Here is a 14,352-nt window from a genome sequence, read left to right as displayed (position 1 = left end):
CATATAGTTAACGTATACCTTTTAATTCCGTCTTAATCCGAGAGAACAGATGGAGCAAATGCATTAGCAAGCTGCATGCCATCCTTAAGCCCCTGTAGATATAAAAGTTCATAAACAACAGATTACTTTAAAGAAACTTTATCCTCCCAATTTTCAAACTCTGGCTTACGTGCAATATCCATGGAGACAAATAACGCTTGGAAGGCCTTGCTCTTCTTCAAAAGAATGTCTATATAGAAAAACATTCAAATTTATAACGGCCAATATATTTTTCTTAACGGTATTAATGTCCGTGTCTCTGAATCAAATTGATCATAGTATTGTGTTACTAACTCCGCGAGCAGATCCAAGTCTATTAACGATAAAGGAATATTCGATCTTTCCGCTTCATATTTTGCTTCCTTTGTGAATCCACCACTAGATACATAAATTCCCCGATCTCCTACTCTTAATCCTCCGGTAAAACTACGTATTTGATTAGATCCCATACTGCCTGAACGGTGCTTTACTTCCACTATAATTCTGGGTTCTTCAAGCCCTAGACCATCTGGGGATGCAAAAATATCTCTTCCCCGGTCCGGCCCTTTGGGTGATATTCGTGTCTTGTAGCCCATTCCTCTAAGGATGCCCGCAACAAGTTCCTGCATTTGCTCCCAGTCTAACTTAGCAATCTTATCTTTGATAAATTCATTGGACTTCTCAATGACGTCTTCCTTAATTAGCTCTAATTCTTCGGCTTCTTCCTCCGTCTCAGCTTGCACAGACTCTATGGGTTGACTTGGTTGATTACCATCGGTCTGTCCGATTACCATTTGTTTGAGCAATTCCTTCTGAACATCATTCGGGATAGATATAATAGTCATTATGGAACCAAGAGTATTCCGGGCGCTTGCCGTCAAAACATCTCTAGATACAGTCCCCTCCCAATCTATTCTGCGAATATGAGGCTTATCCGTAATATAATTTGGCTTAAATTCATAATTCGACTTGATTCTTCCTATGTAATAGAGTCGCTCTTCAGGATTATATGTGATTACTTGGTCGTCTATTTTAAATTCACTTACAAAACGAAAAATCTGACCAGCAGTAATATTGATCTTACCCTCTTTATATCCAGGATACCGTACCTTCAAAAGCCTCTTCATCTCTTGCAGTGTATTTACCCCACCGATATCTCCCAATGGAGCCCAACCAATCGCTACAGCTTGCTTATCTTTAAATTCATTAATAAGATATGCCCTTTCTCCTGCTCGAACAAGCCACATACTTTTCATAGTGGACCTCCCTTTATTCTCTGTACATGAAGTTTGCGAATCTCGGAATCGGTAACATTAGCCTGAGCCAAACGATCATATATGGTTTGGACCTGCGCCGCAGAAATAGGAGGTTCAGGGGTTCCCGTTTTTAAACTAATCAGCTTCCTAGAGATAAACTCACTTAGTTCCACATCATAGACAACCAGTTCGTCCGAGTGGATTTTCCGAAGATCCGGATCAATACTGAACCGACATCTCATAGTGAATGAAATCATAGAGATAAATTTCACTGCAGCTATACCTTGTATCAGGCTCTCGATGGCCTTGATATGTCCATAGTTTTGCTTCAGTGGATTATACATCTTGTAACGGTTGCTCACTGACCATTGTTGATCCGTTCGCCCACCTTTAATTTCTCCATTGTAGTTTTTCGTCTCAATGACAAATAAGCAATACGGGGAAATAATGATATGATCAATCTGGGTGTAACCTGTTCGAGACTTGGGATTAGGAAGCATTAGATCGCTTAATGATTTACACTCCTTAGGTAACTGATCGAGTTGAATATTGATTTTATGCTCACCTAACTCTCCAATTCGTGTGGAAGCAACCTTCGGTTTCGACTTGGGAGTTTGTGCCTTACGCACTGCCTGTGGTGGCTTAGTGTCGGATTTTTTAAAGAAGGACTTTAGCGCTTTAAACATAGCAAAACCTCGTCTGATATAGATTTACAATATGTATGGTTATTCGACAATATGGGAAGATATCCCTTTATTCATATCATAAATGGAGGTCTGCCCTCTTTTGAATGAACAGCATCTAAAAAACAAAAATTTCAAATATATATAAAGAAAAAAAGACTGTCGCATTGACAGTCCGAAAATAAGATATGCGTATATCCCCTTTGGTTCCGATACCTATGTGCTTCTCCGCTACCCGCAGGGCATGTCTTAGTCCGAGAGAACTGAAGGGGCAGTAAGGGCATGTTCAAGCTGCATGCCATCCTTTAGTCCTTGAAGATATAGACGTTCATAAAGAACGGCTTGCTTCGATTGAAGCTTATCCTCCCAGTGCTCAAACTCTGGCATACGTGCAATGTCCATGGAGTCAAACAACGCTTGAAAAGCTTTGCGCTCTTCTTCAAAAACATATCTAGGTTCGGATTGATGTTCAATTTGTGCGGTCACCTCATCCAATCGACCTTGAATCGTCTGTAAAAACCATGCCGGAAAGCCCACCATATCCCCTCCAAGATAGAAACTCAAACGAAACGACACTGTATGTCCGTTTTTTTCTTGGTACATCCGATTAATCAGTTCGTCAACCTTACGACTCTGGGCCTGAACCGCTTCATTGCTGCTTAACGGAATTCCCTGCTCCAGTGATTGCTGTCCGAGTTCATTCAGCTTGCGCTTTTCCTCCTCATATTTGCACATCAGATGTTGCATTGCACCCCCACCTTCCGGGAAAAGCTATATCTGTAGACGATGTATGGAAATTTTAATGCGTTTATCGGTTTATCTCATTTTAATTCGATATCCGCATTAAAACAACACTTACCTCGCATACAATTTGGTTAAATTGTGAGGTGACGCCAAAATGAGGCATCGCAAAGAGCCCCCGGGTGACAAAAACATTATCGGGACCCGAGTTATAGCTATTCGAAAAGCTAAGCGAATGAAGCAAAAGGATTTCCTTGCCAAGTTGCAAACCTTTGGCTTGGACATTAGCCCGACCAGTTTATCGCGATTGGAAGGTCAATATAGACTTGTGCAGGATTATGAGGTGGTTGCCATTGCGAAAGCATTGGAGGTTTCTGTTGGGGAGTTGTTGGGGGAGGGTTAGTGAAGTGATAGTGGGAGATAACTCTCTGTTCTTGGAAGAGATCGTTATTTTCATTTAAATAGATACTACATAAATCTGCAAATTTTTATGCAGAATCCCTGAGGGGATTTATTATTCAGACTTAGGCACGTACCTACGACGTCCAATAAAATGGAGGACTGAGGCAATATCTGACCCTCAGCTTTTTATCCTTCGGTCCGCTTTCAGGTAACATTCATCGTGCTATGTATGTAGACATCAAATAATACATAGCTATAACAACGATATACCAACCTATCGCACGGAATTCATTCCATAGATTCAGATTAAAAGACGATCAGTAATCTGCAATTTGCAGAAACTGATCGTCTCTCTTGTCATATAGTCCTTCTTCTCCGCACAAAAAAACCGAGAAAGGCACTTTATTTAAAAGTGTCTATTTCTCGGTTATAGTTTATTCGTCCGTTACGTTAACTAGTTAGATTGCCCTTCCATCGCTCTAATGGATTCATCAACCTTCACCATCATGGAACATTCGACTCTTTTGCGGAAGACGTCACAGCTGAAGTCATAGGTTCCGACCAGGGAACCCGTCGCGTGCAGCGCATTGGCAGGACAACCGCCGCTGCAGTAGAGTTTCGCCCAGCAGTCCTTGCATTCCGGCTTCGAGTAGCAGTTGCTCTCTTGGAATTGACATTGCAGCTCTGGTTTTGTGATGCCATCCCAGAGGTTTCCCATGCTGTACTCTTCATCCCCTACGAACTGGTGACAAGGAAAAAGCTCTCCCCAAGGGGTGACGGCAAGATATTCCGTCCCTGAACCACAGCCAGTGATTCTCTTCTGGATGCAAGGTCCTTCTGAGAGGTCAAGCATGTAGTGATAAAAGGTAAACCCCTTGCCTTGTTCACCGCGCCCGATCATTTCCTTGGCGAGAATTTCGTACTGGTTATATATCTCCGGCAGGTCCTCCTCGGTAAGTGCATAGGGCTCCTTTGGATCACAGATGACCGGTTCCATCGAGATTTTGTCAAAACCAAGATCTGCGATATGAAATATATCATTGGTGAAATCGACATTGTTACGAGTGTAAGTTCCCCGTACATAGTACTCTTGGTCTCCGCGCTTACGAACGAATTCCTGGAACTTCGGAAGAATATGATCGTAGCTGCCTTTTCCGTTAACCGTTTGGCGAAGCCGGTCATGAACCTCTTTTCTTCCATCCAGGCTTAATACGACATTGTACATTTCCTGATTTAAAAACTCGGTGACCTCATCGTTCAGCAGCATCCCGTTCGTCGTGAAGGTGAAGCGGAACTTCTTTTTGTATTCTTGTTCTTTGCTTCTTGCATAAGCTACGATCTGTTTAACCACTTTCCAAGCCAAGAGCGGTTCCCCGCCGAAAAAGTCGATGTCAAGATTACGATGATGACCCGAATTTTCAAGCAGGTAATCGATAGCTTTTTGTCCAACCTCATAGCTCATGATTGCCCTATCTCCGTTGTATTTCCCTTGGCTAGCGAAGCAATAATCGCATGACAAATTACAGGTATGCGCAACATTGAGGCAGAGTGCCTTGACATAAGTTTTCCGTTTTTTTAAATCGAGCGAGAGGTTCTCATACTCATCTTTTGTAAAAAGCTGTCCATCATTTATAAGCTCCTCGATATCCGCGATGGTTTCTCGAATGTCGCTCTCGGAAATGCTGGAATCATCTTTATATTTATCCAACATTGTTGTCACGATTTGATCGACAGAAGTTTTCTCATAATCCGCTATAATTTCATATGCTAGGTCATCAACAACATGCACCGAGCCACTATAGGTATCGAGCACGATATTGTATCCGTTTAGTTTATATTGATGAATCATACTTACTAATCAAGCTCCTTTTGCACACAAGTAGAAACGGCTTCGCCATCCTTTAGGGATAGTATCCATTTCTTAAAAATAGCCGCCCATCAGCAGAGCAATGGGCGGTAAAATTCCGAATCCTATCTGTTCATTGCATTTTCACACTTTTGGTTTGCAACGCCGCAGGAAGTTTTACAAGCGGACTGGCAAGAGGTCTGGCATGCGCCGCATCCGCCGTGTTTTGCGGTATCCATCAGTTTGCGGGTGCTCAGGGTTACGATTCTTTTCACGATAAATGACTCCTTCTGTAATTTCTTGTGATCACTTTCACTTAATTTCCATGGAACATCGTAGCAACATCACGCAAGTACGTCTATGATGCCCGTCACCTAACAGAGTAGAGAGGGCTTAAACATAAGTATCAACGTTAATTTTCGTGCAATCGTTCATGCTTGTGATCGTAGGATACGGTAGCCGGAACCAGAGTCAGGGCAATACTAAAAAAGTGAAACAAAAAAGAGACGGCAATGATGCCATCTCTTTAACAACATTTTTTCTCATACTTGTCCGTAAAGTCCAATAAATATAAGGATCTCATAGCACTGTATCCTTCCTTACCAGTAGAGCGACACTCTCCACATGCGTGGGTAGACAGTGTGAACAAACTTATATGAGGAGCCTAAGACACTCTTGACAGTTTATCTGCTCTTGACGCCTTAGTTCATAAAAATATTGCACAATTGGATGCTTTAACTTCATCTTCTCGCTCATGTTTAAAATCCAACCGTATTGATAGAAGGCGGCTCCGAGCATAGCATCTATGGCGTGCTGCAGAGGGACGAGAATGGCCCTCCTATCCATAACCGAACGGATGCTTTTTGTACTCTAAGGGGCTTGAACCGACTCTATTTTTGAACACACGACTAAAATAGTACTGGCTCTTATACCCTACCTTCACGGCCAGATCCCCGATTTTGATATTCGGCATTACGTCATCCAGAATCTCCTTCGCCTTCGATATCCGAAGCTCGGTGACATAGTCAAGGAATGAAGCACCGATTTCTTGCTTCATACGCTTGCTAAGATAGGTTTGGTTGATATGAAATAGTGCTGCTACTCGAGTAATAGACAGCTCCGGATCCTGATAATGACTGTCAATATACTCGGTCACTTTTTGGATAAGCACTGTTCCATCCCCTGTATACCCGGGAAGCTCCCGCTCCTTATCCACCCTGTCTTCATGTGAATGCAAAGGATATTTTACCTGAAGATGCTCATCGATCCGATGAAGCAGCTTGTTCAGATCACTCTTCGGCACAGGTTTCAATACATAATCGAATGCTTGCAGTTGCACGGCTTGACGCGCATATTCAAAGTTATCGTACCCGCTGATGATGACAACCAGAACCGACGGGCAGCGTTCGCGCAATATGTTCATCAGATCGAGCCCATTCATATTCGGCATGTTGATGTCCACAAGACATACATGTGGTGGGGCTTCCTCCACCATATTCAATGCTTCGTTTGCACTTTTCGCTTCTCCTGCAACCTCAAAAAGATACGGACTCTCCTCAATGTATTGTCGCAAGCCTTTGCGAATGATCGTTTCATCATCGACGATGACAATCTTCCACATCTTCATTCCACTCCCCGTCCAAAGGTATTCGAATGACCATAACGGTAATGCCATCATCGCTCTTCACTGCAAGGCCATATGGCACTCCGTAAGCTAGTCGAATGCGATGGTTTACACTGTATAGCCCAAAGCCTGTGGCAGAACGATCATATGTATCATCAAGAAGGGCTTGATTTATCTGCTCAAGCTTCTCTTCCGGAATCATAACCCCATTATTTTCAACCTTAATGACCAAGTAATCGGCCTGTTTATATGCTGTAATCGAAATTTTGCACTTTTGATCCCCAAGTGGCTTAATCCCGTGATAAATCGCATTTTCCACCAAAGGCTGCAGCATGAAGCGAACGACTTGGCACTGAGCAAGCTTTTCATCATATCGAAGCTCGTAGTCCAGAATCTCCTCATATCGCACACCTTGAATATGAAGATAACTCTCGACATGGTACAACTCCTGATCAAGAAGAATGTAGGGACTGCCTGTGCCAAGCCCTAATCGGAAATACGCGCTAAGCGCTTCCACCATCTCCACCACATTGTCTGCTCCATGTTCCGTTGCCATCCACTGGATCGTATCCAATGTGTTGTATAAAAAGTGCGGCTTGATCTGCTCATGAATCAGTCTGAGTTCCATCTCCTTTCGGTCCTGCTCCACAGCGTATAATTGAACAAGCATGTCATTGAAGCTTCGTCCAAGATCGCCGATCTCATCCGAGCGCGTAACATCTGCTCGTATGGTTTGGTTGCCGTTCTGCACATTTTCCATTACCTGGCGAAGCGACTGAATTGGACGAATAATGGAAGAAGCAAGCAGCACCAGAAAGACGATAAACGCACTACCGATAAGAACGCCTACCAGCAATGCAGTCCGCTGGGTTTTGATCACCGCTAACGCTAGACTTGAATTCGGTACTTTGAGTACTAACTTCCAGCCTTCCACATTTTGAATTGGAGCCTCAAATACACTCATGTTCTTCTTATCTGCTGTATCCTCCGCTCCATCTTCTTCACCCAGCTCTCTGCAATCGACGATAAGCTGGCCTGACTGGTCATATAGCATTACATCTTGAGCAATCTCCCTCATCTTCTTGACGGAGACGGCTGCGGCAATATAAGCTACCTCATCATTCACCGATGGATTCACGCGATAAAGAATGACGACGATTTCGGCTGCATTCGCTTTGGATACGATCGGATTGCTTACCACATAATTGGAATCTGAATTCAGCAGTTTTCGATAGTAGGGTCGGTTTAGTATCGAAAAAGGCTTGTCCCTTGCTGACCAGGAATTTCCGTGAATATCCACCACGCGTATGGATTCGTACTCTACTTTCTTCTTCGCCTCGAACTTATCGAACTCTTGCAGCAATTCATCTCGTGTCCACTGATGGTCCGAAGCTAGAGAAGCAAGCATGTCTATCTCTCCAATACGCTGATTAAACCAATAATCAATCTGGTCGCTGCGTGCAGTAACCACTTGCTGCGTTAAGTTCTTATTCAAAGGGACAACCGTATGGTTCATCTCCAAATATATTGTTACAAGCAATGCAACGAACAGCAGCAAGAAGCAGCCTCCTGCGATTAACGTAATTTTTAAGTGAATTGATTTCATTGTAATCATAGCCCTTCACAATATCTGTTTCTTACATGCCCGAAAAAGACAAAAAAACACTAATCTGTGCAAATACATAATGCTGTACTAAATCTATAATAGGTCTTGTGCATATTTTCACATGAAATAACATTCATGTCTAGGCTAGAGATAAAGGATTTGCCTAGCAGATCTTCCTCTCCCTAGTGTATGTAACCAATCCACAACAGAATGAAGGAGATATTATGCGAACTCACACGAAAAAGCTGTTATCTATTCTACTAGTCCTCAGTCTTATGTTCACGCTTGCTGCTTGCGGCAGTAAAGATGCAGAGCCCGCTGCAGATGCAAACGGAGTTCAAGTCTTTGAAGGAGTTGGGCAAGGTAAACATGGCGATATTAAAGTACAAGTCTCCTTATTAGATAACAAGATCACTGACATTAAAGTGACAGAGCATAAGGAAAATGAAGTACTTGCAGAACCTGTTTATACGCAGCTCAAGCAAGAGGTCATGGCAACTAACAGCGCAAAAGTTGATGCCATTAGCGGATCTACAGTTACAAGCAAAGGATATCTCGAAGCCATTCAAGATGCAATTACGAAGTCTGGACTTACCCTTGTCGCTGGCGCTGCAGTCAGTGGAAGCAAAGACAAAGAAGAAGTCGAGCAAACCTATGATGTTGTCGTCATCGGTGCCGGGGGTGCTGGCTTTAGTGCGGCTATCGAAGCGAAGAGCGCTGGAGCTAATGTAGTTCTGCTCGAGAAAATGCCTGCTGTTGGCGGCAACACATTGATTTCCGGTGGTGAGATGAATGCGCCTGACAACTGGGTTGAACGTGCTCTTGGCATCACAGATGACACGGCTGACTTGTTCTATAATGATACGATGAAAGGCGGAGACAACCTCGGGGATCCAAAGATGGTTCGTATTCTTGCCGACAATGCTCTAGCATCTGCCGAATGGCTGCGCGATGATATCAAGGTAGAGTTCTTACCTGATCATCTGTTCCAATTTGGTGGCCATTCCAGAAAACGTGCGTTGATTCCTGTAGGTCATACAGGTGTTGAATTGATTACTAAGTTAAAAGCCAAAACAGACGCTGATCAAATCACGATCAAAACGAATATGAAAGCCGAAACCTTGCTGAAGGACGAAAGCGGCAAAGTAACAGGTGTAACTGCGACTTCGGGTACTGGCGACAAGATCACATTCCATGCGAACAAAGGCGTCATCATCGCTACCGGTGGTTTTGGGTCCAATGTAGAGATGCGTAAGAAGTATAACCCTACAATGGATGAAAAATATATGACTACCGATACACCAGGATCTACAGGTGACGGTATCGTTATGGCAGAAACGATTGGCGCCAAACTGACAAACATGGAGAGTATTCAAACGTATCCAATCTGTAATCCTGAGACAGGTGTTATTTCCCTGGTTGCAGACTCCCGCTTCGATGGTGCGATCCTGATTAACCAAGAAGGCAAGCGCTTCGTTGAGGAATTAGAACGTCGTGACGTTATTTCTAAAGCAATTCTTGCCCAAACGGGTGGATATACGTATCAATTATGGAATCAAGGCATTGAGGATATTGGTAAAACGATCGAAGTTCATCAAGACGAATACGATCAACTCGTTAAACAAGGCTTGCTCTTTAAAGCCGATACGATTGAAGAGGCGGCTGATTTCTTTAAAATTGACGTGAACACTTTGAAAGAAACGATTAATAAAGTAAATGATTATGCGAAAACAGGTAAAGACCTTGATTTCAAACATCGCGGTGGATTGAAATCTCTTGAAAAAGGCCCTTACTACATCGAAAAAGCTGTACCCTCCGTTCACCATACAATGGGCGGCTTGGTGATCGACGAGAAGACTCGCGTTTTGAATGAAAAAGGCGAAGTCATCCCTGGGTTGTTCGCTGCAGGTGAAGTAACAGGGGTCATTCATGGTACAAACCGTCTTGGCGGTAATGCCATCGCTGATATCTTCACATTCGGCCGGATTGCAGGCAAACAAGTTGTAGCAGAGTAAACTTTTTTTTGTGTAACTGCTCTATTAATAAGTTAGCCTTAAAAACGTGCAAGATAATTTGTAGAGTGCCGGTTGACTGCTAACTTTCAAGCTACCCTCTATGACATAGCAAACCGCCCTGTTCGCAACATTGCGAACAGGGCGGTTTATTATGGTGGAGCCTAGAGGTTACTCTCGTCTAACTCGCTGCTCTTTTATCGTTCTCCGTTAGTGGAATTAATATTGCCCATTTCTTTTCTGGTACTATCATTAAAACTATAGCAATTATTTAGTGTCTACTTGACAAGGGTTCCTCACCAACAAAGCCACCGACTCCACATGTGACGAGTAGACAGTGAAAACAATTAACATTAATGTGTCCGTTGAATTGTGTGTTTGCTCTTAAGTCCTATTCTAAAGTATTATATGGCTCAATGTGGATGTGGACATGTGATATGCTATGGGTTTTAAAAACCCTTTTTTCAATATGTTCTGTGATTTCATGGCTTTCTGCAACATTCAAATGATGATCTACACCAATAGTCGCATCGACTAGAGTAGTATTACCGTGTATACGAGCCTTAATATCAATGACTGCTTTAACCCCAGGTGTCTCATTAATTGTTTTTTTTATCATTAAAAGTTCTGTATCATCAAAACCATCTGTAAGGGCATGAGATGAGTCATGAAATATCCCCCATGCTGTCTTACAAATAAGCCCTCCAACTACGCAGGCTGTAAAGGGGTCAAGCCACGGTAATCCAAATTGTGAACCGAGAATTCCGACAAAAGCACCAATGCTAACTAAAGCATCAGATCGGTTATCTTGAGCTGCTGCCATAAGTGCGTTACTATTTATCCTTCTTGCTAATTTAATATTGTATAAGTAGACGAAATAAATAACTATTGCGCAAAAGAGGGCTGTCCAGGCCGCAATCATATCAGGTGATTCGATTACTGGAACTTTAAACTTTAATATCGCTTGATATAGCACTTGTAATCCTACTACGAACATAATAATGGATGCAATTAATGCAGCAATTGTCTCAGCACGATAATGTCCATAGCGATGGTTATCATCGGGTGGCTTACGTGAAATTCTTAAACCTATCAATATTGCTAGAGATGTAATAATATCAGTGGAATTATTAAACCCGTCAGCTAGTAATGCTTCAGAATTTGTAATTTTACCTATCGTTAATTTTAAAACTGACAAACAAATGTATGCAATGATACTCAACCATGCACCTTTTTCGCCATCTTCTATGTCATTGTACATGTTGTTCACGTTAAACCCCCACACTCACTTTTCACAACTTAAAACAATCGTACACGATGTGACTTGAGTGGGTCTACAGAAACAGTTTTGCGCTTATTCTTAAAATTTACAAATAGCAAAGAATGTTTCTCTTGTGCAAAAAATATCTTTTTAATTTTGCATACCAAAACAGATGCGAAATTATATTCCGCACCTGCTTCAATTTAGTTAGCATTATTATGGAGATACATCACTTAGAGTTTTTTCGAAATTTTCAATCCATTCTTTCAAAGAAACATCGTAACTATTGATTACTAATATGTTATTCTCAGCTGAATTATCAAATAATTCCACTAAGTTATAATCAAGTTGAGTCCTAATTAATACCATCAATAGACAGCCTTTTGACTTACTTGACTTTATTAACTTTTGTTTAGCATCATCTAAAAGTTCATTTTGTTTTTGAATCCGGACTGATATAGGTTTTCCTAAATAATTCACTTTTAGAAAGCCATCTATGCCGCTATTCCGTTGTACCGGAAAAGCATCTATGCTCTTTAAGATAGCTATTTCATCATCAGTTCTGCCAATATATTTTTCTTCCCCTTTCTGAAGCAAGAGGGAGTCAGTTCTTACTGGTTGTTCCAGTCGTTGGTTTGTTAATGAAATAGCATCTGAAGAAATATCTATACCAATGAATTTTCTCTTTAAGATTTTCGCTGCTACCAAAGTAGTTCCACTTCCACAAAATGGGTCGAAAACCGTGTCATTTTCATCAGTAACAATTTTGATAATCTGTTCTAACAACAATATAGGCTTTTGAGTTGGATAGCCTGTTCTTTCCTTGGCTTTAGGGTTTAAGTAAGGGATGTTCCAAACATCAGTCAGAGGGACTCCCTTCTTTTCTTTCCCTTGAATTACTTGCCCCTCTTCATCTCTTTTGTACACCGATTTACCATTCTCATCTCTGACTCTGTCCTGCAAAATCTGATCGATGTTAGTAGTAGGAGAATAATCAGTGAATATCGTATTAAATTTAAAATCTTCCGTCTTGCTATAAAAGTAAATTGTTTGATGAGAACTTAACAATCCTTTTTTCGAGTTCGACCATCGCTTATAAGACCATATAATTTCACTCCGGAAATTATTCATATTAAACACTTCATCTAAGAGAACCCTCAAATAATGTGACGCTGTCTTATCACAGTGTAAAAAAATGCTACCTGTGGATTTTAAGACTCTATGACATTCCGCAAGACGTTTTTTGATAAAATCTAGGTAGTCCTTTAAGGAATCCCAAGTATCTTCAAAACTAAATTCCTTAGTATTATCTCGCGTTTTTAGTGTATGGGTTTTTTGTGTAAAAAACGGTGGGTCAAGATAAATTAAATCAACAGATTCTGTTCCTAACCCTTGCATTTTTTCATAACAATCTCCCATGATGACTGACATTTTAAATACCTCTTTCTCTCTGCTTTTTCTCTGCAATATTAGTTAATATTTGTTTCAAATCTACATCAGTCGTACTTCTAATGTACTCCCATGCCGCATCACCATAGATATACTCGCCATTGACACCTAAATATAAGGTCTCCAATGTCTTTTGAATTTTAATTGCTTGCCCTCTATTAGGGTAATAGAACATAATCCTAATAGGCTTATATCCATGACCTTGGATTACTTTTACCCTTGTATGTTCTTTAGTTATGTGATCACCGTCAGTTGTAGCATCTCTCCACTTAATTTCATAAGCGTTGTTGTCAACTAGACAGTCAATTTCAAACGTTCTTGGTCTACTTCCTAAAGTATTTTCAACTTTTTCTTTTCTTGCTAGAGGGAACTTATACTGAAAACATAATATTGCTGCTTCTTCCAAGAAAGAACCTGCATATTTATAAAGAAACCGACCTTTATTTTGATATAAATCAATTAATTTCCCTTCCTGATCGGTTATTCCTAGAACCTGATAAACTAAGTAGTGAGAGTTATCATCTCCCTGCATTTCTTCAACTCGCTCAACAGTCTTTGCATTTAACGCCTCAGCATATTTATCAGCTAGCTCTTCTATTGTTTGAATTAGATTTTTCAAGAGATTACCCCGTTTATATTAAATTTTTCAGCTTTCTTATTATACCACACCTATTTCATTAAAGTGCGAGTGTGTACGTACATTCAATGGTTGAAAAAATTGGTGCAGGGCAAACGAAGGTAAACTATAAATCATTGGCTGAAGTGATGTTGTTCGTCAGTGGGTGGCTCTATTTATAATGTAAGACAAGTACTTAGCGGCTCTCTTCTGCCTTAATGGGTTAGTAAAGGCTGACTGCCCTTCTTAGCTACTTGGTTGCTCACCGCTTTGCTTTCTCCGATTCAATTCCCGATAAAGTGACCCCTTACTAACGTCCGTCATTTCTTCAATTTGTGCTACTGTAAATTCTCCGCTCTCGTGTAGCTTGATTGCCTTGTCTAGCTTCTTCTTATCTGTCATGGGGCGACCGCCCTTGCGTCCACGTGCTCTAGCCGCTTCTAGCCCTGCTACAGTGCGTTCATGGATGATTGACTTCTCAAACTCCGCAAAAACAGCCATCATACCGAACATTGCCTTTCCTGCCGCCGTAGATGTATCAATGTTATCGGACAGGCTGACGAACTCAACGCCTTTCTTTTTTAATAGGTCAAGCGTTGCTATTAGCTTTAGTGTAGAACGTGCCAATCGGTCTAGTTTACAAACAATAAAGGTATCTCCTTCCCGAAGCATATCTAAAGCCTTTTCTAGTTCAGGTCTGTCATCTTTGCCGCCGCTTGCTTTCTCAGTGTATATTCGGTCAAATCCGAACTTTTCTAGTGCATCCAATTGTGAATAGAGTGACTGGTCGGCTGTCGAAACCCTTGCGTATGCTATTTTCATTTTTTATGTTCCCCTT

General features: G+C 41.5%; 13 protein-coding genes. 2 read left to right on the top strand and 11 right to left on the bottom strand.

The window, feature by feature from the left end; all coding sequences use genetic code 11:
- Positions 1–251: 251 nt before the first annotated feature.
- The 3 genes from NST40_RS03545 to NST40_RS03535 all read right to left on the bottom strand — a co-directional run bounded on the left by NST40_RS03545 (position 252) and on the right by NST40_RS03535 (position 2,704).
- Positions 252–1,274 carry a restriction endonuclease gene (locus NST40_RS03545; RefSeq protein WP_076098730.1) on the bottom strand — a complete coding sequence of 341 codons (1,023 nt, stop codon included), beginning with the start codon at positions 1,272–1,274 and terminating at the stop codon, positions 252–254.
- On the bottom strand, positions 1,271–1,960 hold the full coding sequence (locus NST40_RS03540) for a nuclease-related domain-containing protein (protein WP_076276952.1): 690 nt from the start codon (positions 1,958–1,960) through the stop codon (positions 1,271–1,273). Before NST40_RS03540 ends, NST40_RS03545 begins: the two co-directional genes overlap by 4 nt.
- A gap of 246 nt (positions 1,961–2,206) precedes the next feature.
- A complete protein-coding gene (locus NST40_RS03535; protein ID WP_076276951.1) occupies positions 2,207–2,704 on the bottom strand; it encodes a hypothetical protein in 498 nt (165 codons plus the stop codon).
- A 151-nt stretch (positions 2,705–2,855) separates the two neighbouring features.
- Here NST40_RS03535 and NST40_RS03530 point away from each other — a divergent pair, with 151 nt between their 5' ends.
- Positions 2,856–3,101, top strand: a complete 246-nt coding sequence (locus NST40_RS03530) for a helix-turn-helix transcriptional regulator (RefSeq protein WP_076276950.1) — start codon at positions 2,856–2,858, stop codon at positions 3,099–3,101.
- A 453-nt stretch (positions 3,102–3,554) separates the two neighbouring features.
- Here the strand turns inward: NST40_RS03530 and scfB are convergent, their stop codons facing one another.
- The 4 genes from scfB to NST40_RS03510 all read right to left on the bottom strand — a co-directional run bounded on the left by scfB (position 3,555) and on the right by NST40_RS03510 (position 8,128).
- Positions 3,555–4,949 carry a thioether cross-link-forming SCIFF peptide maturase gene (scfB, locus tag NST40_RS03525; protein WP_076276949.1) on the bottom strand — a complete coding sequence of 465 codons (1,395 nt, stop codon included), beginning with the start codon at positions 4,947–4,949 and terminating at the stop codon, positions 3,555–3,557.
- A gap of 122 nt (positions 4,950–5,071) precedes the next feature.
- Positions 5,072–5,221 (bottom strand): six-cysteine ranthipeptide SCIFF, encoded by a 150-nt coding sequence (gene scfA, locus NST40_RS03520; RefSeq protein ID WP_076098734.1) that lies wholly within the window; start codon positions 5,219–5,221, stop codon positions 5,072–5,074.
- 563 nt (positions 5,222–5,784) lie between these two features.
- Positions 5,785–6,567: a response regulator gene (locus NST40_RS03515; RefSeq protein WP_076128491.1), complete on the bottom strand. Its 783-nt coding sequence runs from the start codon at positions 6,565–6,567 to the stop codon at positions 5,785–5,787.
- Entirely contained in the window at positions 6,542–8,128 is a 1,587-nt protein-coding gene (locus tag NST40_RS03510; RefSeq protein WP_342410406.1) for a histidine kinase, read from the bottom strand. Before NST40_RS03510 ends, NST40_RS03515 begins: the two co-directional genes overlap by 26 nt.
- Positions 8,129–8,400: 272 nt before the next feature.
- Here NST40_RS03510 and NST40_RS03505 point away from each other — a divergent pair, with 272 nt between their 5' ends.
- Positions 8,401–10,191, top strand: coding sequence for a flavocytochrome c (locus NST40_RS03505; protein ID WP_076276947.1), 1,791 nt, complete (start codon positions 8,401–8,403; stop codon positions 10,189–10,191).
- 388 nt (positions 10,192–10,579) lie between these two features.
- Here the strand turns inward: NST40_RS03505 and NST40_RS03500 are convergent, their stop codons facing one another.
- From NST40_RS03500 to NST40_RS03485, 4 genes are all read right to left on the bottom strand, one after another.
- The gene (locus NST40_RS03500; RefSeq protein ID WP_076277007.1) at positions 10,580–11,449 is read right to left on the bottom strand and encodes a cation diffusion facilitator family transporter; all 870 of its coding nucleotides are present in this window, start codon (positions 11,447–11,449) and stop codon (positions 10,580–10,582) included.
- 216 nt (positions 11,450–11,665) lie between these two features.
- On the bottom strand, positions 11,666–12,880 hold the full coding sequence (locus NST40_RS03495; RefSeq protein ID WP_076276946.1) for a site-specific DNA-methyltransferase: 1,215 nt from the start codon (positions 12,878–12,880) through the stop codon (positions 11,666–11,668).
- Between the two features lies 1 nt (position 12,881).
- On the bottom strand, positions 12,882–13,517 hold the full coding sequence (locus NST40_RS03490; protein WP_076276945.1) for an ApaLI family restriction endonuclease: 636 nt from the start codon (positions 13,515–13,517) through the stop codon (positions 12,882–12,884).
- A 243-nt stretch (positions 13,518–13,760) separates the two neighbouring features.
- Entirely contained in the window at positions 13,761–14,336 is a 576-nt protein-coding gene (locus NST40_RS03485) for a recombinase family protein (RefSeq protein ID WP_076276944.1), read from the bottom strand.
- Between the last annotated feature and the right edge of the window lie 16 nt (positions 14,337–14,352).

Source organism: Paenibacillus sp. FSL R10-2778 (assembly GCF_038593035.1).
Lineage (GTDB): Bacteria > Bacillota > Bacilli > Paenibacillales > Paenibacillaceae > Paenibacillus_AQ > Paenibacillus_AQ odorifer.
Note: the sequence above shows the minus strand (reverse complement) of the source record. Positions and strands in the feature narration are given on the sequence as shown.

What these genes read in the sequence shown, in the direction of transcription:
- NST40_RS03545 (WP_076098730.1), bottom strand. Translation starts at nt 1,274, where the DNA reads ATGAAAAGTATGTGGCTTGTTCGAGCAGGAGAAAGGGCATATCTTATT.
- NST40_RS03540 (WP_076276952.1), bottom strand. Translation starts at nt 1,960, where the DNA reads ATGTTTAAAGCGCTAAAGTCCTTCTTTAAAAAATCCGACACTAAGCCA.
- NST40_RS03535 (WP_076276951.1), bottom strand. Translation starts at nt 2,704, where the DNA reads ATGCAACATCTGATGTGCAAATATGAGGAGGAAAAGCGCAAGCTGAAT.
- NST40_RS03530 (WP_076276950.1), top strand. Translation starts at nt 2,856, where the DNA reads ATGAGGCATCGCAAAGAGCCCCCGGGTGACAAAAACATTATCGGGACC.
- scfB (WP_076276949.1), bottom strand. Translation starts at nt 4,949, where the DNA reads ATGATTCATCAATATAAACTAAACGGATACAATATCGTGCTCGATACC.
- NST40_RS03515 (WP_076128491.1), bottom strand. Translation starts at nt 6,567, where the DNA reads ATGTGGAAGATTGTCATCGTCGATGATGAAACGATCATTCGCAAAGGC.
- NST40_RS03505 (WP_076276947.1), top strand. Translation starts at nt 8,401, where the DNA reads ATGCGAACTCACACGAAAAAGCTGTTATCTATTCTACTAGTCCTCAGT.
- NST40_RS03500 (WP_076277007.1), bottom strand. Translation starts at nt 11,449, where the DNA reads ATGTACAATGACATAGAAGATGGCGAAAAAGGTGCATGGTTGAGTATC.
- NST40_RS03495 (WP_076276946.1), bottom strand. Translation starts at nt 12,880, where the DNA reads ATGTCAGTCATCATGGGAGATTGTTATGAAAAAATGCAAGGGTTAGGA.
- NST40_RS03485 (WP_076276944.1), bottom strand. Translation starts at nt 14,336, where the DNA reads ATGAAAATAGCATACGCAAGGGTTTCGACAGCCGACCAGTCACTCTAT.